Here is a 20,410-nt window from a genome sequence, read left to right as displayed (position 1 = left end):
GGCGCATACTGGCAGTTAGCCTATTCCAGGGGAGTATCACCATGAGCAAACGGGTTCTGATCACCGGCGGCAATTCAGGCATTGGCCTTTGTACAGCAGAGCAACTCGCTGCCCGCGGAGCAGAGGTCATCCTGGCCTGCCGGGATCTGGACAAGGGGCAAGCCGCGCTGGCGCGCATCAAGAATGCACACCCTCGCGCCAAAGTCAGGCTGTTTCCACTGGATCTCTCCGACCTGGAAGGCATTCGCGACAGCGCCGCGACGATTTTTCAGGAGCTGGATCATATTGATGTGCTGATCAATAACGCCGGTGTGGTCCCTACGCGCCAGCAGTTCAGCAAAGACGGCTATGAGATGCAGTTCGGGGTCAACTACCTGGGGCCGGTACTGTTCACCCACCTGATGCTGCCGCTGCTGCAGAAAGGTGAACAACCGCGCATCCTGCACCTGGCGTCGGTGGCGCACTGGCTGGGTCGCATCAACAAGAAAACCTGGCGTGGCCGCAAACTCTACCTGACCATGGATGCCTACGGACAATCCAAGCTGGCCAATATCCTGTTCAGCAATATTCTTGCCGACCGTCTCGCCGAACTGGGCATCACCAGCAACGCCCTGCACCCGGGCGGCGTGGACACTCCCATCTTCCGCTACGCCCCCAAGCCGCTCATGGCCTTGATCCGCCCCACTCTCACCACTCCGGAAAAGGCCGCCCGCCTGCCGGTGAGTCTGGCACTGGATCCGCAATATGCGGGAGTGACCGGTGAATACTTTGCCAACTTCAAACCCGCCATGCGCTCTCCTCTGGCCCGCAACGCCAAGCTGGCCGAAACCCTTTACTACGACACCATGGCAGAACTGGATCTACCCGCTCTGTAAGCGGCACAGACAATCCACAACGCGCCAGGAATGACCACCTTCCTCAAGGGTCGATGCCACGCCCGGATTCAGGACGCGGCATTGCCCTTGACGTCGCGTTGTAGCTTGTCGCCAGACATCATTCCAGCCCCGCCGCACTCACCGCATCCTGCAGCTGGGGATAGAAATCCAGAAACCCGGCTTCAAGTATTTCATACCGGGGCGCGATTTCCTCGACGATGCCAGCGAAGCCATTGGCAAAGCGGATCCGTGCCGCAATCATGTCCAGCGCCTGCCCCACCTGTTCCAGCCGCGCATAACGATTGAGCAGATCATGCTCCACCATGCGCTGCATGCGCAGACGCATGGTTTCCGGCATCAGGGTGCCACCAGCCAATAGATGCTGGTAATGCTGCTCAATGGTTTGTCCCCTCGGCTGGGAATACAGGGATGACCAGTGTCGCCAGAGGAAATGGTCGAACAATACATCCAGCGCCACACCCGCAAACCGACGCCGAACCGGGGAGAATTGTCGACGCTGTTCCACCACCCACAGATGCGTGTCAGTAAACCGGTCGACCAGGCGATGATTGTCCAGACCCTGCCGCACAGGCACGGAAAGTGTTTCCGCATCTACCCCGCGCATAAAGTCGCCAAGCACGTTGCCTACCTTGGAAGGCACCGACGGCTGAGCCAGGGAAAGATGAGCCAGGTAATTCATGCTTTGGCGCCCCGCCAAACGAGGCGCGCCAGAATCAGCCCGGAGGCCAGCTGAAGGAGCGACCACCCAGAACATGTACGTGCAGGTGGAATACAGTCTGGCTGGCGCCAGCGCCGTTATTCACATTCAAGCGAAAATCCTCCAGTCCTTCCTGCTTTGCCACCTGGCTGGCTACCAGCAGCAAATGCCCCAGCAACGCCTGGTCTTCCGCTTCGGCATCAGACAGCTTGGCAATGGGCTTTTTCGGGATCACCAGAAAATGCGTCGGCGCCTGAGGATTGATATCCCGAAACGCCAGACACTGATCATCTTCAAAAATGATGTCCGCAGGGATTTCGCGATCGATAATCTTGGAAAAAAGAGTGACAGACATGGATCTAGTGGCTCCTGAGGCTGATCATGACTACCGGCAGCCGGAATCGAGATGTGCAGTTTGCTTGCTATCTTTGTGTGGCCCGGTTCACAGCTCACACGATAATCGCACCAAATTCGTTCCTATACGGTGACGTTCACCTTAGCGGCAGGCCAGAATGGTGGCATTATAGTGCTCTCTGAACCCACTTTTGATCAACCGGAACAGCATGGCCACACTCTTTGTTGAAAATTTGACCGTCGCCGACTTTTCCTACCTGCACCCCAAGCGCGGTATGGTCGGTGAATCCTGGCTGGTAGACCTTGAGCTGAGCGGGGATCTGGATCACCAGGGCATGGTGTTCGACTTCGGCCACATCAAGAAGCGTATCAAGCAAGCCGTCGACGAGAGCGTTGACCATCGGCTGCTGGTTCCCGTGGACTGTGATCAGGCTACTGTCGTGCAGCGTGACAATGACACCAGCCTGGAGTGGCAATACCGTGGCGGCACCATCCGCATGGTGGTCCCCAGCGAAAGCCTGCTGATCATGCAGGGCACAGAAGTCTCGAAAGCCAGCCTGACCCTGCACCTGATGGAGCTGGTTCAGAGCGTTGTTCCCGAGAACGTGCACGAGGTGCGCATTGTGCTGCGCGAGGAAGACACCGGCACAGCCCCCTATTACCACTATTCCCACGGCCTGAAAAAACACGACGGTAACTGCCAGCGCATTGCCCATGGTCATCGCTCGAATATTCACATCTTCGAGAATGGGCGTCGTAGCCGTTACTGGGAAAAACTCTGGGCCGATCGCTGGGAAGACATCTACCTGGGCACCCGGGAGGATCTGGAAGGCACCTACTTCATTGACGAGATCCCGCACCACCGCTTCCGCTACGATGCCCCGCAAGGGCACTTCGAACTGGTGATTCCGGAAGACCATTGCTACCTGATTGACACTGATTCCACCGTTGAACAGCTCGCCGCCCACATCGCCGAACAACTGGCTCAGGAAGCCCCGGGCAAACATTTCCGTGTCCGCGCCTTTGAAGGCGTGGGCAAGGGCGCCATTGCCGAAGCCGGTGAAAACCTGCCTGGAAAAACCCATTCCGGCTGGCTCAGCGGCGCGGCGGTGATTTAAAGGCGAGTTGAAAGATCAACGTTTAAAGTTGAAAAGGAAGACCGGAGAACATCGGGTCTGGTAGCGAAAAAGACAATGCGGAATGCCGTTTGTGCGTCCGGCCTTCCGATCAGCTTCAGGCTGCGTACGGTTCCGCTATGCCGAGTTCAGGTTCCCGTATTCTAAACGCGTTTCTGGAATCCTTACCTCGCCTGGGCTCGGATCGCCCAGCTTGCCTAGGCGAATCGGGTAGCTAAAGCCCACCAGCCTTGGGAACTTTTTGGACTTTCTTGTTCCAATCAAGCGTAGCTCGTAGCTCGTAGCTGTTACTCCTCTTCCAAAATCCGTTCCGCCTCTTCCTGAATCAGCCTGCGTAACCAGCGATGCGCCACGTTATGGTGCAGCAACGATGACCATGCCATGTTCAGTTCGAACTCGGGAATATCAAACGGCGGCTGCTTGATCAGCAGTTGCGGATTCTGCGCCTGCATGCGGGCCACCCGGGAGGGAAGCGTGGCTACCAGATCGTTATTCATGGCCAGCAGCGCCGGCATTTGATAGTGGCGGGTAAAGATGCTGATCTTGCGGCTCTTGCCCAGCTGCTCCAGGGCATGATCAATCCAGCCTAACCCACCCAGTTTTTCCGGATTCATGCCGAAGCCCACGCCAAAACCGGTCTTTGACACCCAGATATGCTGGGCTGACAGGTAACTGTCCAGGTCAAAGTCCTTGGCAATTGGATTGTCGCGGTTTAGCAGACAGGAAAAAGAATCCTTCCACAGACTGACCTGGTGAAATGAGCCGGGGATCTCATTAAAGCGATTCACCGCCATATCCACCCGCCCCTGTTCCATGTCCTGATAACTGACATCTGAGGGCGTCAGGAAGTCCAGCACCACATTAGGCGCCTCAGCCCGCAGGCGACGAACAATATGCGGCACCAGGGTGCCTTCTGCATAATCGCTGGTCATGATCCGGAAAACCCGACGGCTTTCTTCCGGACGAAACCCGTCTTCCGGGGTAAATAACTGCTCAGTCTGGGAAAGAATTTGACGCACCAGTGGCCGCAGTTCCTGGGCACGCTCAGTGGCTGTCATACCGTCACTGGTACGAATCAGCAGGGGGTCACCAAACAATTCCCGCAACCGCTTGAGGGAATTACTCATGGCAGGCTGGGTAATTCCCAGCTGCTCAGCAGCACGGGTGACATTCTGCTCGCGCAACAGCACATCCAGATACTTGAGCAAGTTCAGATCAGCAGACGCAACATTCATGGATTGAATAGCCGAAGAGTTACCATCAATTTGATCAATCCTATCACTGCGCCGGGTCCACACCTAATGTGTCAGCGATCACACTCTCCGTGGACAAAAGCGCGCCAATGACATTAGTTAGCCAAAACAATGTTAACAGCGTCGCTAAATCGGCATTAATAGCAACCTGCCAGTATCGCCTCACACTGCAAAAGTGCGTATGTTATCCCCTGTTCACTAACCTTCCAGCCAAGTTGTCGAACCAGGGCGAGCCGCAAACGCCATCAGGGTTCAGTTTGCAGGAAGTGAGTCAGAGGTAATTATGGACAGCAACGCCACCACGCGAGCCGAGAAGTTCGTGGTGCGTTTTCCTTGCGGAATGCGTGCAGAAGTCTCAAAAGCGGCGCGGTTTAGCCACCGCAGCATGAATGCAGAAATCATCGCCAGGCTGCAACATAGCCTGGGCAATTGGCCCGAAGCCTTGCCAATCGGGGGGACCGCCGTTCCGCAAGGCAATGAAGAAGCCTGTCTTCTGGAGCGCTTTCGTCGCCTCTCACCGGCCAAACAACAGGCACTGTTGGCCCTGCTGGACTAGTCTCCCTTACAATGGACGTTCAGAGGCCGGAGAATCAGTAAGGAATTCCGGCCCTATCAAGAACCCAGGGAGCCACAACCGGCGTGACTGCTAACCAGACACACAATCCTCTTCCAACAGGCAATGACATCAGCCTGCCCTGGCATCTTCGCCTGCCCGCGCCGCTGGAGCAGGACTTTCTCTTTTACTCCCGTAACAGTGCAGCGGGCGCCGCGTCCGGCGCCCTGATGCTAATCGCGCTATTGCTGGTGTGTGCCTTGCTGGTGGAATCAACAGTGGGTTCCGACATCCTGATGCAGACCTGGCGGCCGCGATTGTTCACGCTCATGGTCACTGGCGGCTGCATTGTGCTCTGTCACCAGCCACGCTGGCGGGAGTGGTTGCAACCCTGCTTACTGGTGCTGTCCTTTACCATTTCACTGTCCGGCGTCTATATGGGGGTCGTGATTGACCACCCCCTTTCTTATGTTTTCTTCCTGCAAACGCCACTGTCCGTGGTGATGATCAGCACGCTATTCCGACTGCCGCTGCACCGTAGCGCCTTTAGTGCCGTGTTGATGACCATCGCAATGATTGGCGGCCTGTTTTTCGCGAAGGAATATGCCCCCTACGAACACCTGTCGCTGGCACTGCTCAGCCTGGCTTTTATCAGCATGAGTTTGTTCGGCCAGTACGTTTACGAAAAGCTGCTACGCAAACACTTCCTCTCAGAGCATGTGCTCTATCAGCATCGCGACGAATTGCACAGCGCCAATCAGGTTCTGGAAAGCCAGGCGACCGTGGATGGCATGACCGGCTGCATCAACCGGCGTGGCATGGAAGCGCGGCTGAATCATCTATACCACCTGCTCAAACAACAGAGTCCGGATGCACCAGAACGCATCAACCTTCTGCTGTTTGATATCGACTTCTTCAAGCAATACAACGACACCTACGGCCACCCGGCCGGCGATGAATGCCTCAAGAAAGTCTCCGCCGTACCGCTTTCCATGGTGCAGGCAGAAAAGGACTTTGCGGCCCGTTATGGTGGCGAGGAATTCGTTATCGTACTGACTGATTCGAGCTTTAATGATGCCCTGGTGTTTGCAGAACGCATGCGTAACCGCGTCGAACAGCTGGGCATCCCTCACAGCGGCTCCCGGGTAAATCAGGTAGTGACGATCAGCATTGGCGTTGCCTGTTCTGACGGTGGCGCAGAAGACGGGGGCGTCCTGCTCAAACAGGCCGACGAAGCGCTCTACCAGGCCAAGGGGGCCGGCAGAAACCGGGTGGCAATGATGAGCAGCCAGGGCATGGTAGAGATGCTGACCTGAAACCATGGCCCCACGTTTCACGCAACTCGCTGATCGACACGCATTCCCTGTCCAGGCCTGATTCGCCTGCGGGCAGCCTCCTACCGCGCCTTTGCCACCAGAACAGGGCGACTCATTGCACCATCGGCGGCACGATGGTGACCGGGTCCAGCCTTTCCTCAAACCAGTTCAATCGCCAGTCGAGATGCGGGCCAGTGGCACGACCTCCCGCACCGACCTTCGCCACCGGCTCCCCCTGTTTCACCGCCTGACCGGGTTCCACCAGCACCTCGCTGAGATGAATCATGGTGGATGACACGCCGTAGCCATGGTCCATGATCAGGGTGCCGCCGGAATAGTAATTGTCGTCCTGCACCAGACTAACCACCGCATCCGCCGGCGCCACCACAAGCGTTCCCACCGGTCGGGCCACATCCACACCATAATGAGGGCGGCCAGGCTTGCCGTTGTAGACCCGCTGACTGCCATAGACACCACTGATGCGGCCAGTCAGCGGCCACTGGAAATCACTCAGGAATGCTTCCAGATCAGTATCACTGGCACGGGCTTTCTTGATCGCAGCCACCTCAGCCTGGATTCGCTTGAGAACAGCCTCCGGCGGTGGTTCCACGGTACGCTGCGGCACCCCTTCCACCCGCTGGATTGCGTATTCCCGCTTCGCCAACGTCACCGGCACACTCTCGGTGTCGCCACCTTTTTTCAATTCCAGGGTCTGTTCCAGAGCAGCGTCACGGCCAAAGCCCACGGCAAAAAAACCGTCGCCGGTGGTTCGCACCCGATTGCCATTAAGCGACACGCTCACGCCCGGCACAACCTGCCCCCGCAACAGGGAGCCCTGGGTACGCTCACCGTCGAGAGAGAGCAGCCAGTCACTGGCCATGGCCGAACTGGCAAGCATCAACCCCAATATCACCGCAACAGACTTCAATGCCTTCTCCTGCACCACATGAAGAGTGGAAATCAGCACAAGCCGTTCTCCACCAAATCCACCATTAACGATTTCGACAATAAAACGAGATAAAAAATCCAGCCTGAGTGAACGGACAAGCCCGTTCCGGCAGCATTACCCACGGCCGAGAGCCCCTCGGCCCCTCGAAGGGAATGACCATGAGGCATGAGAGTTTTGCTCAACGAACGGTTCCGGAATCCTTGCCCTGCCTGGGCTCGGATCGCTTGCAGGCAAGCTCCCACAGCAGCTTCGCAGAAATGCGGAAAAAGCCGGGCACTCTTCCAGGTTTTCCTGGCCAATCGAGCGTAGCTCGTCACTCAAACGCCGATGCATCATCCACATCCAGCTGCACCGGATCCAGATGCTTCTTGCCGTAATCACGCCATACCCTTGAGCGAATAAACAGCCGATACAAATCCGGGTCCAGATGGTCGTTGTCGCGCATGCGCTGCATGATCGCCAGCGCTTCACTGAGTTTCAGCGGCGTCTTGTAAGGGCGTTCCTTGGCGGTGAGCGCCTCAAAAACATCGGCAATGGCCATGATCCGTGCCGGAATCGACATCTGCTCCCGGGTCAGTCCTAACGGAAACCCCGTGCCATCCATTTTCTCATGGTGCCCACCGGCATACTCTGGCACCTGTCGCAACTGGGGAGGGAACGGCAACGACCCCAACATGTCCAGGGTCACATCCATATGCCCGTTGATAATCTGACGTTCTTCCGGCGTCAGGGTACCCCGTGGAATACACAGGTTTTTCACTTCATCCTCATTCAGCAGCGGCTTGCTCTGACCCCAGGCATCCGTCCAGCGTCGGTGGGCAATATCCCTCACCCGCTGCTGATCTTCCGCAGCCATGGCTTCGCCACCGCGGTTGATACGCTCCAGAAACGTCAGATCGCCCGTCAGCGCACTAATCTCCTGCTCCATGCGCTCGCGCAATGAGGGCTCCAGCTGGGGCGTTTGCAGGCAATCCCTCTCATAGCGAAAACAGATTTCGGCGCGCAGGGCGGCAAAGCGGCTGGCCACCTCATCGATTCGGTCATGCAATGTATGCAATTTGGTGGACTTGTCGAGTACCGAATCCGGGGTGGCAAGCTTGCCGCAGTCGTGCAGCCATGCCGCCACATGGAGCTCATACCAGCCATCCTCGTCCAGACTGAAGTCGGCAAAATGGTCCTGATCCTCGCAGGCCGCCTGGGCAAGCATTTCGGTGATCACCGGCACCCGCTGACAGTGCGCACTGGTATGTGGGCTCTTGGCATCAATGGCCTGTGCCAGCACCTTGATAAAGGCATCCAGCAGAGCCTTGAGGTCCTGCACCTGAGTCAGGTTGCTCAGCGCAGTGCCACCATAGGTGAGCAGGGACTGGAAGATCAGGTGACCATTCTGCAGGCGCTGCAGATGGCGGGGCACTTCTCGCTGATAGGCCAGCTGCATGACGCCGGTGACACGCCCCTCGTGGTTGTACAGTGGCCACAGCTGGACCGCCTGACAATCCAGCGCCAGCGCTGCCAGTACGGCCCGGTCCTTCTCCGGCAACGGCTGATCATCCGCCAGCACCACAGTCAGTGGCTCACCGTCCGCAAAACAGGCCTCCACCAGCCCGTCACCATTGAGCGGGCGATACAGCGAAGGATCTTCCCGAAGCGCGCCGCCAGCGGCTGGCGAGGCCAGACAAAACAGGCCTTCACTCTGGCTTCCATCACGGTACAGCCAGACCCAACCGGTATCGGCCTTGCACAGAAAACGGGCTTCACGCAGCAGCGCGTCCATCAGCCGCGGCACGTCCTTCTGTTCACTGAGATGCTGGGCAACCCGTAACAATCGCGGCAGCACGTCCCGGCCATCACGTACGTCTGTATCGGGTTCAGGTGTTGTCATGAGCGTCCGGCTCCAATTGTGATGTCCTTCTCAGACAAGGATAGGCTGGGAGGATTCCGCGGGAAACCTCTTGAGTATACATGTAGCCATACATCCGATAATCCGTGGCTGAAGCGGCCCCAAAGGGGGCAATACCTTGAATGAAACCCCAACAGCCCCTACCATCCTCCGGTTCTGAGCCAATCACCTGGATCCCTTTCACCCATGAGCGTGAGCTACCAACTGCCCGATGGGGCAACCATGGAGTTTGATCAACCGGCCTCCGCACTGGATATCGCCGGTCGAATCAACAAAAAACTCGCCAAACAGGCCCTGGCCGCCAAGGCCAACGGCACCCTGATCGACGTCTATCTGCCCATCGACGATGGCGCCACGGTGGAAATCATCACCCGTGACACCGACGAAGCCCTGGAGCTGATCCGTCACGACGCTGCCCATGTCATGGCCGAAGCCGTTCAGGAACTGTTCCCGGATACCCAGGTGACCATTGGCCCGACCATCGCCAACGGCTTCTACTACGACTTCCACCGGGACACTCCGTTCACTCCGGATGATCTGAAAACCATTGAAAAGCGCATGCAGGAGATTGTGCGCCGCAATGAAGAAATCCGCCGTGAAGTCTGGGACCGCGATGAAGCCGTGGCCTTCTTCCTGGAAAAAGGCGAAGAATTCAAAGCAGAAATCATCCGTGACCTGCCTGCGGATCAGGCAGTGAGCCTCTACCGCCAGGGCGATTTCATCGACCTGTGCCGTGGCCCGCACCTGCCCAGCACCAGCAAGCTGGGCGATGGCTTCAAGCTGACCAAGGTGGCCGGCGCCTACTGGCGTGGCGATGCCACCAAGGCCCAGCTGCAGCGCATCTACGGCACCGCCTGGCGCGACAAGAAAGAACTCAACGCCTACCTCAAGCAACTTGAGGAAGCGGAGAAACGTGACCACCGCAAACTGGCCAGGGAAATGGGCTTGTTCCATATCCAGCAGGAAGCGGTGGGCAGCATGTTCTGGCACCCGAAAGGCTGGCGCATGCGCAAGAACCTGGAAAACTATATCCGCGGCAAGATGGAAAAAGGCGGCTACCAGGAAGTGTCCACACCACAGATGATGGACCGCATCCTCTGGGAGCAGTCCGGCCACTGGGACAAATACGGCGAAGACATGTTCACCGTCTGCACCCACGACCACAAAGAAATGGCCGTGAAGCCCATGAATTGCCCGGGCCACGTGCAGATCTTCAAGCAGGGCATCACCAGCTACCGGGATCTGCCCATCCGCCTCGGCGAGTTCACTACCCTGTTCCGCAACGAAGCCCACGGCGCCCTGCACGGCCTGATGCGTGCCCGGTCCTTTAGCCAGGACGATGCGCACATCTTCTGTACCGAAGAGCAGATCAATGAAGAAACCGCCGGTTTCATCAAGATGCTGCGTGAAGTCTATGAAGACTTCGGCTTCGACAGCTTCCGCATCAAGTTCTCCGACCGCCCGGACAACCGTGCCGGCTCCGACGAAACCTGGGACAAGGCCGAAGGCGCCCTGCGCTCCGCGGTGGAATCCCTGGGGCTGGAATGCGAACTGAATCCGGGCGAAGGCGCCTTCTATGGCCCGAAGCTGGAATTCGTATTGCGTGACGCCATTGGCCGTGACTGGCAGTGTGGCACCCTGCAGGTGGACTTCGTACTGCCTGATCGTCTGGATGCCGAATACGTGGCGGAAGACGGCTCCCGCCAGCGTCCTGTCATGCTGCACCGCGCGGTGCTGGGCTCCCTGGAGCGCTTCCTGGGCATCCTGATCGAGTCCACCGCCGGGCATCTGCCCCTGTGGCTGGCACCGGTGCCGGTAGCCATCTGTACCGTTACCAACGCAGCGGATGATTACGCCCGGGAAGTGCAGCAGAAGCTGGTTGCCGCCGGCGTACCTGCCGAACTGGACATCCGCAACGAGAAGATCGGCTTCAAGGTGCGTGAGCACTCCAAAACCAAGACCCCGCGCATCTGGGTGATTGGTGCCCAGGAAGCGGAAAACCGCGAAGTGGCGATCCGTACCCTCGGCTCCCAGGCTACCGAAAACGTCAGTCTGGACGAGGCCGTGGCAGCCCTGGCCGCCGCCGCACGCCTGCCGATCTAAACGGTCGGACGTCGGAAGTCTGACGTCTGACGCGAAAACCCGCCTGGGCGGGTTTTCATGTTTAAAGCGTCCGACGTCAGACGTCCGACCACAGACTGGATCAACCATGTTCAAAGACAACGAACACCAACCCGAAGGCTTCCAGCTCTCCCTCAAGGACGCGCTGGATAACCTCAAGTACAACGCCGAGGGCCTGGTGCCGGCCATCGCCCAGCAGCACGACACGGGCGAAGTCCTGATGATGGCCTGGATGAGCCGCGACGCCATCGAGGAAACCCTGCAGACCGGACGCGTGTGCTACTACTCCCGCTCCCGCGGCACACTGTGGCGCAAGGGGGAATCCTCCGGTCAGGTCCAGCTGCTGAAAACACTGCGCATCGACTGCGACGCCGACACCCTGCTGCTGCAAGTGGACCAGACCGGCCCCGCCTGTCACACCGGCCGCCGCGACTGCTTCTACTGGAAAGCCGACGCCGACAGCGTCACCATCGACAAGACGCCGATCATCGACCCCAAAGAACTCTATAAGTCATGACTCTGAAACTGCACAACACCCTCACCGGGCAAAAGGACGACTTCATTCCGCTGGATCCCAACCGCATCACCCTCTACGTGTGCGGGCCCACGGTCTATAACTTCGTCCACATCGGCAACGCCCGCCCGGTGGTGGTGTTTGATGTGCTGTATCGCCTGCTGCAACGGCTTTACCCGGAAGTGGCCTACGCCCGCAACATCACCGACATCGATGACAAGATCATCAATGCGGCGGCGGAAAACGGCGAAGATATCAGTGCGCTCACCGAACGTTTCAGCGCCGCCTTCCTGGACGACATGGCGGCCCTGAACGCCAAGACCCCGAACATCATTCCCAAGGCCACCGATCACATCCCCGAGATGATCGAGATGATTTCCACCCTGGTGGAAAAAGGCCACGCCTACGAGGCCGACGGCCAAGTGCTGTTTGCGGTGGAATCCATGCCCGACTACGGCAAGCTCTCCGGTCGCAAGCTGGAAGACATGCTCGCCGGCGCACGGGTGGAAGTGGCCGACTACAAGCGCCATCCCGGGGATTTCATCCTCTGGAAGCCGTCCACGGATGAGCAACCCGGTTGGGACTCTCCCTGGGGCCGCGGCCGACCCGGCTGGCACATCGAGTGCTCCGCCATGATCCACAAGCACCTGGGTGATGTGATCGATATCCACGGTGGCGGCCAGGACCTGATCTTCCCGCACCACGAGAACGAGATTGCCCAGGGCTGCTGCGCCCACGGCACCGACTACGTGCGTTACTGGATGCACAACGGTTACATCAACATCGACGGCGAGAAAATGTCCAAGTCCCTGGGCAACTTCCGTCTGGTGCGCGACCTGCTCACCCAGTACCACGGCGAAATCCTGCGCTTCGCACTGGTCTCCAGCCACTACCGTTCACCGCTGAACTTCTCCGCCGACGTGCTGGAGAATGCCGAGAAAGGCCTGGATACCCTCTACTACGCCCTGCTGGGTCGTGGGGAAACCGTAGTGCCGGAAGCCGGCTACCAGTTGCCCGATAACCACCCGGTACTGGAAGCCCTGAAAGATGATCTGAATACGTCGGAAGCGGTCAGTGCCCTGCACGCCATCGCCGGTGAGCTGAACAAGGCCGAGCTGGCCGACAAGCCAAAACTGAAAGCCGAACTGCTGGCCGCCGCCGACCTCCTCGGCCTGCTCACCGAAGAACCCACCGCCTGGTTCCAGAACAAGAATGTAAGCGAAGACGGCCTCAGCAATGACGAGATTGACGCTCTGGTGGCCGAACGTACCCAGGCCAAGAAAAACAAAAACTTCGCCCGTGCCGATGCAATCCGTCAGCAACTCACCGACGCGGGCATCCAGCTTGAGGATACTCGCGAAGGCACCCGCTGGAGTCGGTGAAGCAGCGACGAGCTTCTAGCCTCGAGCTACGAGCTACGAGCTACGAGCTACGAGAAAAACGAGTTGCGAGAAGCGAGTTTCGAAAGGCAAAACCTAAAACCTCGTGCCTGGTTGTTGTTTTTGATTTTCGAAACTCGCTTCTGGAATCCTTACCTCGCCTGGGCTCGGATCGCTTGCAGGCAAGCTCCTACGGCAAACAGAGCGCAACCAGTATATGGGCGCGGCATCGTGGCTCTCCGCTCACTCCAAGCCCAACCCGCGTTGTAGCTTGAGGCTTGAAGCTTGTCGCTTTTCCTCGCAGCTTGTCGCTAGAAGCTCCCGGCTGCTCTTCACAACTCCAGCGCGTCCATCCCCGGCAACGCCGGCAGGTCGTCCCGCGTTGCATTGGCAAACCTTGGCTTTTGCAGCTGCTCCCTGATCCCCTCCAGGGTCACCAGCGGTGCCTTGGTAGCGACCAGGTTGGCCAGCCAGACCGGTACGCTGCCGCCCGGATCCACAAAGGTCTCGAACTTCACCCGCACCCAGCCATCATCCAGCGGGGCAAGGGTGAACCGGTTATCCAGCGCCGGGATACGCACAAAGCCATCACGCTTGTCAGCAAAGCCGACGGCATTGACGCTGTGCAGGGTAATCACCCGGGTGTCGGCATCCTGGCTCAGCGTATTGGCCAGCACCACATCCCGGTCCGACACCGGCCAGATGCCATTGAACGCCATCAGAATCCGCTCCTGGTGATCGCTGGTGAGGCGCTCGGCACTCTGATTCTGGAAGATCCACTCCGGGAAGGTATCCACGGCGGTAATCACCGCCAGCACCGAGGTCATGGACGCCTGCAGCTCCACCACACCCTTGAAGGCCTTCACCGGGCTGCCTTCCACCGCCATGGCGTAAGTGCTCACTTCTCCCCGGCCAGCCCCTTCACGGGTGGTTTCCCAATTGCCTGCGTCATCCAGAGCCCAAACCGGGCAGGCCACCATCATCAGGGCCAAAATCAGCGCTTTCATGATCAACACTCCAACGGGGTACAAGGTGGTCGCAGTATGCACCCACGCTCCCCGGACTCAAGGCCTCGCAACGGATTGACCCAAACGGCCCCGCGCTCCGCGCTTGTTTGCGTTCGCGAACACGGTCTCGCAGCTCACGAAAACCTCTCTCGCGTTGCAACTTGAAGCTTGTCGCTTGCGGCCAGGCGCCATCGCCTGCAGGCAGGCTCCTACGGCGCCACCCGATCGACCCAGGGTAGCCAGCAGCGCCAAAATCCACGTATCATCCCCTGTTGAATCAATCATACGCAGGGCTTCCCACGTGAAACCGCTCCTGCTTGGCATCATCTGGCTCTACCAGAAAGTGCTGAGCCCCTGGACAGGCAACCAATGCCGCTTCTACCCGAGCTGCTCGCATTACGCGAAGCAGGCGATAGAAGTGCATGGCGCCCTGCGCGGTAGCACCCTGGCAGCCAAACGCATCTGTAAATGCCACCCCGGGAATCCCGGCGGCTTTGACTATGTGCCCGGCACCGAGCCCCACGACAGCGCGGAGGCCAGCCAATGAGCCGCTCTCGCCTGTCGTTGACCCTGGTGCTGTCGCTGCTGTGTGCCCAGCTGTTCATTGCCTGGCACGCCCCCAGTCACATCGACCCGACCAGCAGCCCCCACGAGCAGGCACTGCTGGTGGCCGACTGCGACCTGTGTGGCCACGGCGGTTTTGTTGCCCTGCCCAGCGATGGCGTTCCCGCCTTGCCGGTCAGCACCCCGGTGCTCGGTCAGGCACAGCCGCACCCCTTCCTGCCCCCGTTTTTTGCCCTGCCGGCGCAGGCACGGGCGCCCCCTTTCCACGCCTGAATACCCCCATTTTTTGATAACCAACGGTCATGGTGAGTGCGCCTCTTTTTTTGCGTGCCTGTTTCCCATGCCCGTCGCAGACAAATAACGATTATTCAGGATCTAACATGAAAAAGTTTTCTCTCGCCGGTGCGCTGCTGGCCGCTTCTTCTTCCGTGGTTGCCGCCGAGGCGAACACCAGCAACAGTACCGCCAATAATCCGCTGGCCGCCTTTAACCCGGCCTTCTCCGTGATCTTTGATGGCATGTACTACACCGACAATGTGGACGGCGAAGGGGCTGCCCTGCTGGAAGATGCAGACAGCGCCTTCCACAGCCACGGCGGCCACCACGATCATGAACACGGCGACCTGAAGCGCGGCTTCAACCTCAACGAGACCGAGCTGACCATGAGTGGCAGCGTGGACAGCTACTTCGATGCCTGGCTGTCCGCAGCCATCAGCAGCGAGGGCGACTTCGAACTGGAAGAAGCCTGGATCCGCAGCCAGTCCCTGCCTGCCGGGCTGCAGGTGAAAGCCGGCCGTTTCCTCAGCGCCATCGGCTACCACAATGAGAAACATCCCCATAGCTGGAACTTCGCCGACCAGAACCTGGCGTATCTGAGCCTGTTCGGCGATCACGGCGTCAGCGGTGACGGCATCCAGCTCACCTGGCTGGCCCCGACCGACAGCTACCTGCAACTGGGTCTGGAAATTACCCAGGGGGACAACCTTGAACGTGCCGGCAGCATCATCGACGCCGAGCACATTGCCGAAGATATCAGTGACGAGCTGGGCACCACCGTCACCGAAGAGGACCTGAACCTGGCCGAGCAGGATGGCCCGCAACTGGGCGTCTTTACCCTGCGCTACGCCCCGGACCTGGGCGCCCACCGCGCCATCCAGTTGGGCCTGTCTGCGGCCCGTCACCAGGACAGCCAGTCCTTCCATGAGGAAGGCGGCGGCGAACTGTTCGTCACCGAAGGCGATACCGATGTGTACGGCGCCCAAGCGGTCTACAAGCACTTCCCCACTGGCCAGTACGGCAAGGGCGGCTGGAGCATCGCCGGCGAATACTTCTATGCCGACTCCGACCAGAAAGCCGTTTTCCACAGCGACCCTGCCGAACTGGGCCTGCCGGTGACCAGCGAACAGGGTGCCGCCTACGTGGAAGCGAACTACGGCTTCGCCCCACGCTGGCAGATCGGCCTGCGTACGGCGGCCAGTGGTATCGGTGGTGAATTCAGTGAGGGCGACGAAACCGAGGAAGTCCGCCTGTCCCGCCAGCACAGCGCCGCGCTGACCTGGTACGCCACCGAGTTCTCCAAGCTGCGCCTGCAATTCAACCGCAACGACGTGCAAGGCCATGATGGCAGCGAGGAGTACAACCAGGTCTTTCTGCAGTACAACCTGAGCCTGGGTGCCCACGGCGCCCACTCATTCTGAGGGAGTTAACATGAAAGTGCAGACACTCTCAGCAATGCTCCCCCGTCTGCTGATCGCCGCGCTTTGCGCGGCGTCATTCAGCGCCCGAGCGGACTTGCGAGTCCTCGCCTGTGAACCGGAATGGGGCCAGCTGGCCACGGAAATCGGCGGTGACCTCGTCACCGTGAAAACCGCCAGCGCACCGGGCCAGGATGCCCACCACATCCAGGCTCGTCCCAGCCTGCTTGCCCAGGTCCGCAGAGCAGATCTGGTACTGTGCAACGGCGCCGGGCTGGAAGCCGGCTGGTTGCCGGTACTGCTCAACCGCGGAGGCAACCCGGATGTGCGCCAGGCCCCTGGCCTGTTCCTGGCCGCCGAACGGGTAGACCGGCTGGAAATTCCCACCACCCTGGACCGGGCCGACGGCGACGTCCATGCCATGGGCAATCCTCATGTGCATCTGGATCCGCGCCGGATAGTCAGCCTCAGCCAGCAACTGGCCGACCGCTTTGCCACGCTGGACCCAGGCAACGCGGATCAGTACAAGCAGCAACAAGAAGCCTGGCAGGCTGTCTTCGAACCGAAGATTGCTGACTGGGAACAACAGGCCGCCAGCCTCAAAGGTCTCAAGGTAATCACCCATCACCGTTCCTGGATCTACCTGCTGGACTGGCTGGGCATGCAACGCGTGGACGAGCTGGAACCCAAGCCCGGCCTGCCACCGACTCCGGGGCATCTGGCCAAACTGGTCAGCAAGACCGAACAGCAGCAGGTGAAGCTGATCCTCTACCGACCCATTAACGGCGACGATGCCGCCAACTGGCTGGCAAGCCGCACCCCGGCCTGCGCCGTGGAGCTGCCGCTATCACCCGGCGAGGAGGGCACAGACACCCTGGCCAGCCTCTATGACACCCTGATCCAGCGTCTCGTCAACGCCCACCAGGTGTGCCAGGGGGACAACCCATGATTGATATCCTGCTGCCGGCGTTCATCGCCGGCATGCTGGTACTCGCCAGCCATATCCCGTTGGGCAGGCAGGTACTGGCGCGGGGCATCATCTTCATCGACCTGGCGGTGGCGCAAGCCGCCGCCACTGGTCTGCTCGCCGTGCGCCACTTCGCCCACGTGGAAAGCGACTGGCTGCTACAACTGGCCGCCATCGCCACCGCGCTCGGCTTTGCCCTGCTGCTGCACCAGCTGGAAAAACTCGGCCACCGGGTACAGGAAGCCCTGATTGGTGCCACCTTCGTGGTGCTGGCCAGCGCCAGCGTACTCATGCTCGCCAACGATCCCCACGGCGGCGAACACCTCAGCGCCAGCCTCGCCGGACAGATCCTCTGGGCAGACACCCCTCAACTGCTTGGCCTGGCCGCCAGTGCCATTGCCGCCCTCGCAGCCATGGCCCTGTTCCGCCATCCGCTAATGGCCTTCTACCTGCCCTTTGCCATCGCCATTACCGCCTCAGTGCAGGCAGTGGGCGTGTACCTGGTATTTGCTTCACTGATCTTCCCTGCCCTGGCGGCCTACCACAGCCAACGTCCCATATTGATCGCCGCCGCCGTAGGCATTATCGGCTATATGGCAGGCCTGGCCGCCAGCCTCTGGCTGGACTGGCCCAGCGGCCCGGCCGTGGTTACCACTCTGGCGGCGGCAGCCATCCTCGCCGCTGTGACACGGACCATCGCAGCCCGGCGGTGAATTGGCTACAATCCATGGCAATGTCACTTTGCGAAAGGACCACTCCGATAATGATGAAAAAAATGCTCATCGCTGCCCTTGGCAGTCTGCCCCTGCTGGCCAATGCTGGCGGCTTTGCCGGCTTGGACTACGTCAGCAGCAAGATCGAACCGGACAACACCACCGCCTCCGCCAAACCCAGCGCCCTGCAATTCAAGTTCGGCAGCTGGATCAACAAGGATGAAACCCTGGGTGGCGAACTCCGCCTCGGTCTGGGCATGGGCGACGATGAACTGACTCGCAATGCCGACCTGGAAATCGACCGCTACTACGGCGCCTTCTTCCGCGGCCAGTTCCCCAACACCTTGCCGGTTCGCCCCTACGGCCTCATCGGTGTCAGCTACATGGAAACCACCGTGGAATTCGATAACGGCAGCAGCGACGGCGAAAATTTCAAGGATCTGTCCTTGGGTCTGGGCGTCGACGTTACCGTGACTAACAACATGTTCGTCAGCCTGGAATACATGCGCGTGGTAGACCGCAGCGGCGATGAAGTCACCAACCTGGCGTTGGGTCTGAACGGCCGCTTCTGATCCCATATCTCAAGCATAAAAAAACCGCACCCTGTGCGGTTTTTTTATGTGCGGCTCTCACTCAAAGACGACCGGCAAACCCTGTCACCCGCTCAAGCCAACTCTTTCGCCGTGCCTCAGAGGCATATCGTACCGGCCCCAGAGTTGTGATATTGACCGGCTTGAAACCCGTAAACTCCAGAATCGTTTTACGGATCTGGTGATTGGCCGGATTGCGATAAACCAGCCTGAAATACCAGGGTGGGGTATCCATGGTCATGATCACATGAGCAGAACGGCCCTTCAGAAGCTTGTCCCAGAGCTGTGAGTTCTTCCGGTATTTGAATGCATAACCCGGCAGGAAGATACGATCAAACATGCCTTTCATGATCGCCGGCATGGAGCCCCACCAAACCGGATACACCAATACCAGATGCTCCGCCCAGGTAATTGCATCCTGAACCTCCTGTAATCCGGGCTCCAGTGACTGGCGCTGGTTATAGCCATGACGCAACACCGGATCGAAATCGATCTCTCCCAGACGGAAATAACGAATTTCATGACCCGCCTTTTCAGCAGCGCTCACATACTCATCCGCCAATGCCCGACAGAAACTCCCGGAATCCGGACTCCCCAGAATGACTGCAACACGCTTCCCCATACCATAGATTCCCAAGCAACTTCAGAACGGTATCGTCATGCCACAACACAACAGCATCCCGACGGTTTGCGCCTTGTGGAAACACAACAAGGCCAGTTAAAGATGGGGAGCCTGATCGCCGTTACAAGGCACACATGCAGGAAAGAAACTTGAATCCAGCCACGACCAGACCTATTGGCCCAATCAGAATAGAGAGGCGATCGCGCCGAAAGAGAAGGGATCACGCCGCCTACAACGGGAAGCGCAGCGAGTCCGGCAGCCATAGGCTGCGAATTGCTGGGCCTTGTTATCTGCCGACATTCTTTTTTTCTGACCAAAAGAATGATGTTAGACCAAATAGCGCCATGCCCACTAATAAAAAAGCAATTATTTGGTTAGATGGGGAAAGATGAAATGAACCACCCATTGTGGCAGCAAGCATAAGCAGAATAAAAGCAAGTGATGACAGAATGCCAACGCCTTTGCACAGATTTTTTATAGGAAGAGATAGTGGCTTATAGAAGATGGAGACAACTATTAACGTAGAAATAACAGGCAGCAAAAAATGACCAAGAGAAAAACCAAAAATCGAGCCGGTATAGAAAAACATACCAAGACATATAGCTGCCAGAAATAATTTAAGTATGTTAGCCATCACAATACTGATTTCCTCTTGCATACCACGTTCAGCGAACCAGCGGTGCGCCAGCCCCTCTGGTTAGAAGAAGGTGTCTACTAAGGCGGGGGAGTTACATTTTCCTGTGCAGCTACTTGTTAGTTCCTTCATTTGGCGAACCGATAAACCGCCGAACCATATACAAACAAGGAACCATACTCACCACAGTAAAATCAACTTGGTATCGCATTAGCTTTATCTCTTCCACCACAAAGTCTTCAACTATTTTCTCTGAGGCAGATCCGGATCCCGGACTTTCCAAAAGATACACATTGGCCGCCTGCCAAGGCCCAGGAACACTACCAGCAAGAATAGAGAAAAAGATTGCAAGAAAAACCCCAGCAATCAATAGCTCAGCTACTGATTTGACCTTTTTCCTCGACGCAACCGCAAATACTACCCCAGTGATAACTCCAAAAAACGTGGGCATCACAATAATGTAAGGCCAATACTGCATCACCATCCCCTTTTACACTAACGCTTGCAGCAGCGGGAAATTGGGAGCGCAGCGAGTAATTTATCCGACTGCT

22 protein-coding genes are annotated in these 20,410 nt (G+C 58.5%); 13 read left to right on the top strand and 9 right to left on the bottom strand.

All coding sequences use genetic code 11. From position 1 onward, the window contains the following. The first annotated feature begins 41 nt into the window (after positions 1-41). The gene (locus tag GQF00_RS11595) at positions 42-875 is read left to right on the top strand and encodes an SDR family oxidoreductase (protein WP_161319331.1); all 834 of its coding nucleotides are present in this window, start codon (positions 42-44) and stop codon (positions 873-875) included. A gap of 118 nt (positions 876-993) precedes the next feature. Here GQF00_RS11595 and GQF00_RS11590 read toward each other — a convergent pair whose 3' ends face one another. After that, positions 994-1,575 (bottom strand): ACP phosphodiesterase, encoded by a 582-nt coding sequence (locus GQF00_RS11590; protein WP_161319330.1) that lies wholly within the window; start codon positions 1,573-1,575, stop codon positions 994-996. Between the two features lie 34 nt (positions 1,576-1,609). Further along, positions 1,610-1,948, bottom strand: coding sequence for a histidine triad nucleotide-binding protein (locus GQF00_RS11585; protein ID WP_161319329.1), 339 nt, complete (start codon positions 1,946-1,948; stop codon positions 1,610-1,612). A gap of 208 nt (positions 1,949-2,156) precedes the next feature. Between GQF00_RS11585 and GQF00_RS11580 the strand changes: the two genes are divergently transcribed. After that, complete coding sequence (locus GQF00_RS11580; protein WP_161319328.1) at positions 2,157-3,065, top strand: 6-carboxytetrahydropterin synthase; 909 nt, start codon at positions 2,157-2,159, stop codon at positions 3,063-3,065. Positions 3,066-3,370: 305 nt separating this feature from the next. Here GQF00_RS11580 and GQF00_RS11575 read toward each other — a convergent pair whose 3' ends face one another. Further along, entirely contained in the window at positions 3,371-4,318 is a 948-nt protein-coding gene (locus tag GQF00_RS11575) for a LysR family transcriptional regulator (RefSeq protein ID WP_161319327.1), read from the bottom strand. Between the two features lie 301 nt (positions 4,319-4,619). Between GQF00_RS11575 and GQF00_RS11570 the strand changes: the two genes are divergently transcribed. Together GQF00_RS11570 and GQF00_RS11565 are read left to right on the top strand one after the other, a co-directional pair. After that, on the top strand, positions 4,620-4,892 hold the full coding sequence (locus GQF00_RS11570) for an Arc family DNA-binding protein (protein ID WP_161319326.1): 273 nt from the start codon (positions 4,620-4,622) through the stop codon (positions 4,890-4,892). An 83-nt stretch (positions 4,893-4,975) separates the two neighbouring features. After that, positions 4,976-6,205, top strand: coding sequence for a diguanylate cyclase (locus tag GQF00_RS11565; RefSeq protein ID WP_161319325.1), 1,230 nt, complete (start codon positions 4,976-4,978; stop codon positions 6,203-6,205). Between the two features lie 112 nt (positions 6,206-6,317). Here the strand turns inward: GQF00_RS11565 and GQF00_RS11560 are convergent, their stop codons facing one another. Both GQF00_RS11560 and GQF00_RS11555 read right to left on the bottom strand, forming a co-directional pair. Continuing rightward, entirely contained in the window at positions 6,318-7,172 is an 855-nt protein-coding gene (locus tag GQF00_RS11560; protein WP_370519490.1) for a M23 family metallopeptidase, read from the bottom strand. A 295-nt stretch (positions 7,173-7,467) separates the two neighbouring features. Further along, positions 7,468-9,036, bottom strand: a complete 1,569-nt coding sequence (locus GQF00_RS11555; protein ID WP_161319324.1) for an HD domain-containing phosphohydrolase — start codon at positions 9,034-9,036, stop codon at positions 7,468-7,470. 204 nt (positions 9,037-9,240) lie between these two features. On the opposite strand from GQF00_RS11555, the gene thrS reads away from it, so the two are divergent. The 3 genes from thrS (at position 9,241) to cysS (ending at position 13,071) form a co-directional block, all read left to right on the top strand. Continuing rightward, positions 9,241-11,157 (top strand): threonine--tRNA ligase, encoded by a 1,917-nt coding sequence (thrS, locus tag GQF00_RS11550; protein ID WP_161319323.1) that lies wholly within the window; start codon positions 9,241-9,243, stop codon positions 11,155-11,157. Positions 11,158-11,263: 106 nt separating this feature from the next. Further along, a complete protein-coding gene (gene hisI, locus GQF00_RS11545) occupies positions 11,264-11,692 on the top strand; it encodes a phosphoribosyl-AMP cyclohydrolase (protein ID WP_161319322.1) in 429 nt (142 codons plus the stop codon). Beyond that, positions 11,689-13,071 (top strand): cysteine--tRNA ligase, encoded by a 1,383-nt coding sequence (cysS, locus tag GQF00_RS11540; protein WP_161319321.1) that lies wholly within the window; start codon positions 11,689-11,691, stop codon positions 13,069-13,071. Before hisI ends, cysS begins: the two co-directional genes overlap by 4 nt. A gap of 329 nt (positions 13,072-13,400) precedes the next feature. Here cysS and GQF00_RS11535 read toward each other — a convergent pair whose 3' ends face one another. Next, positions 13,401-14,075 (bottom strand): START domain-containing protein, encoded by a 675-nt coding sequence (locus tag GQF00_RS11535; RefSeq protein WP_237440498.1) that lies wholly within the window; start codon positions 14,073-14,075, stop codon positions 13,401-13,403. A 301-nt stretch (positions 14,076-14,376) separates the two neighbouring features. Here GQF00_RS11535 and yidD point away from each other — a divergent pair, with 301 nt between their 5' ends. From yidD to GQF00_RS11505, 6 genes are all read left to right on the top strand, one after another. Beyond that, a complete protein-coding gene (gene yidD, locus GQF00_RS16705; RefSeq protein ID WP_161319320.1) occupies positions 14,377-14,622 on the top strand; it encodes a membrane protein insertion efficiency factor YidD in 246 nt (81 codons plus the stop codon). Then, entirely contained in the window at positions 14,619-14,912 is a 294-nt protein-coding gene (locus tag GQF00_RS11525; protein WP_161319319.1) for a hypothetical protein, read from the top strand. The genes yidD and GQF00_RS11525 overlap by 4 nt, the downstream gene beginning before the upstream one ends. A 107-nt stretch (positions 14,913-15,019) precedes the next feature. Next, on the top strand, positions 15,020-16,336 hold the full coding sequence (locus tag GQF00_RS11520; protein WP_161319318.1) for a porin: 1,317 nt from the start codon (positions 15,020-15,022) through the stop codon (positions 16,334-16,336). 10 nt (positions 16,337-16,346) lie between these two features. Beyond that, positions 16,347-17,282 carry a metal ABC transporter solute-binding protein, Zn/Mn family gene (locus GQF00_RS11515; protein WP_161319317.1) on the top strand — a complete coding sequence of 312 codons (936 nt, stop codon included), beginning with the start codon at positions 16,347-16,349 and terminating at the stop codon, positions 17,280-17,282. Then, on the top strand, positions 17,279-18,013 hold the full coding sequence (locus GQF00_RS11510; RefSeq protein ID WP_161319316.1) for a metal ABC transporter permease: 735 nt from the start codon (positions 17,279-17,281) through the stop codon (positions 18,011-18,013). The genes GQF00_RS11515 and GQF00_RS11510 overlap by 4 nt, the downstream gene beginning before the upstream one ends. A gap of 50 nt (positions 18,014-18,063) precedes the next feature. Beyond that, on the top strand, positions 18,064-18,585 hold the full coding sequence (locus GQF00_RS11505) for an outer membrane beta-barrel protein (protein ID WP_237440497.1): 522 nt from the start codon (positions 18,064-18,066) through the stop codon (positions 18,583-18,585). 61 nt (positions 18,586-18,646) lie between these two features. Here GQF00_RS11505 and GQF00_RS11500 read toward each other — a convergent pair whose 3' ends face one another. The 3 genes from GQF00_RS11500 to GQF00_RS11490 all read right to left on the bottom strand — a co-directional run bounded on the left by GQF00_RS11500 (position 18,647) and on the right by GQF00_RS11490 (position 20,337). Then, a complete protein-coding gene (locus tag GQF00_RS11500; RefSeq protein WP_161319315.1) occupies positions 18,647-19,225 on the bottom strand; it encodes an NAD(P)H-dependent oxidoreductase in 579 nt (192 codons plus the stop codon). A gap of 286 nt (positions 19,226-19,511) precedes the next feature. After that, positions 19,512-19,883, bottom strand: a complete 372-nt coding sequence (locus GQF00_RS11495) for a hypothetical protein (protein ID WP_161319314.1) — start codon at positions 19,881-19,883, stop codon at positions 19,512-19,514. Between the two features lie 88 nt (positions 19,884-19,971). Next, complete coding sequence (locus tag GQF00_RS11490) at positions 19,972-20,337, bottom strand: hypothetical protein (protein WP_161319313.1); 366 nt, start codon at positions 20,335-20,337, stop codon at positions 19,972-19,974. Positions 20,338-20,410: the final 73 nt, after the last annotated feature.

This window comes from Alcanivorax sp. DP30, assembly GCF_009882945.1.
Lineage (GTDB): Bacteria > Pseudomonadota > Gammaproteobacteria > Pseudomonadales > Alcanivoracaceae > Alcanivorax.
The sequence above is the reverse complement of the archived record's forward strand: the minus strand, read 5'-3'. Positions and strand labels throughout refer to the sequence as shown.

What these genes read in the sequence shown, in the direction of transcription:
- GQF00_RS11585 (WP_161319329.1), bottom strand. Translation starts at nt 1,948, where the DNA reads ATGTCTGTCACTCTTTTTTCCAAGATTATCGATCGCGAAATCCCTGCG.
- GQF00_RS11505 (WP_237440497.1), top strand. Translation starts at nt 18,064, where the DNA reads ATGATGAAAAAAATGCTCATCGCTGCCCTTGGCAGTCTGCCCCTGCTG.
- GQF00_RS11575 (WP_161319327.1), bottom strand. Translation starts at nt 4,318, where the DNA reads ATGAATGTTGCGTCTGCTGATCTGAACTTGCTCAAGTATCTGGATGTG.
- GQF00_RS11595 (WP_161319331.1), top strand. Translation starts at nt 42, where the DNA reads ATGAGCAAACGGGTTCTGATCACCGGCGGCAATTCAGGCATTGGCCTT.
- hisI (WP_161319322.1), top strand. Translation starts at nt 11,264, where the DNA reads ATGTTCAAAGACAACGAACACCAACCCGAAGGCTTCCAGCTCTCCCTC.
- GQF00_RS11515 (WP_161319317.1), top strand. Translation starts at nt 16,347, where the DNA reads ATGAAAGTGCAGACACTCTCAGCAATGCTCCCCCGTCTGCTGATCGCC.
- GQF00_RS11570 (WP_161319326.1), top strand. Translation starts at nt 4,620, where the DNA reads ATGGACAGCAACGCCACCACGCGAGCCGAGAAGTTCGTGGTGCGTTTT.
- GQF00_RS11535 (WP_237440498.1), bottom strand. Translation starts at nt 14,075, where the DNA reads ATGAAAGCGCTGATTTTGGCCCTGATGATGGTGGCCTGCCCGGTTTGG.
- GQF00_RS11500 (WP_161319315.1), bottom strand. Translation starts at nt 19,225, where the DNA reads ATGGGGAAGCGTGTTGCAGTCATTCTGGGGAGTCCGGATTCCGGGAGT.
- GQF00_RS11525 (WP_161319319.1), top strand. Translation starts at nt 14,619, where the DNA reads ATGAGCCGCTCTCGCCTGTCGTTGACCCTGGTGCTGTCGCTGCTGTGT.
- cysS (WP_161319321.1), top strand. Translation starts at nt 11,689, where the DNA reads ATGACTCTGAAACTGCACAACACCCTCACCGGGCAAAAGGACGACTTC.
- GQF00_RS11495 (WP_161319314.1), bottom strand. Translation starts at nt 19,883, where the DNA reads ATGCAAGAGGAAATCAGTATTGTGATGGCTAACATACTTAAATTATTT.
- GQF00_RS11520 (WP_161319318.1), top strand. Translation starts at nt 15,020, where the DNA reads ATGAAAAAGTTTTCTCTCGCCGGTGCGCTGCTGGCCGCTTCTTCTTCC.
- thrS (WP_161319323.1), top strand. Translation starts at nt 9,241, where the DNA reads ATGAGCGTGAGCTACCAACTGCCCGATGGGGCAACCATGGAGTTTGAT.
- GQF00_RS11590 (WP_161319330.1), bottom strand. Translation starts at nt 1,575, where the DNA reads ATGAATTACCTGGCTCATCTTTCCCTGGCTCAGCCGTCGGTGCCTTCC.
- GQF00_RS11510 (WP_161319316.1), top strand. Translation starts at nt 17,279, where the DNA reads ATGATTGATATCCTGCTGCCGGCGTTCATCGCCGGCATGCTGGTACTC.
- GQF00_RS11555 (WP_161319324.1), bottom strand. Translation starts at nt 9,036, where the DNA reads ATGACAACACCTGAACCCGATACAGACGTACGTGATGGCCGGGACGTG.
- GQF00_RS11490 (WP_161319313.1), bottom strand. Translation starts at nt 20,337, where the DNA reads ATGCAGTATTGGCCTTACATTATTGTGATGCCCACGTTTTTTGGAGTT.
- GQF00_RS11580 (WP_161319328.1), top strand. Translation starts at nt 2,157, where the DNA reads ATGGCCACACTCTTTGTTGAAAATTTGACCGTCGCCGACTTTTCCTAC.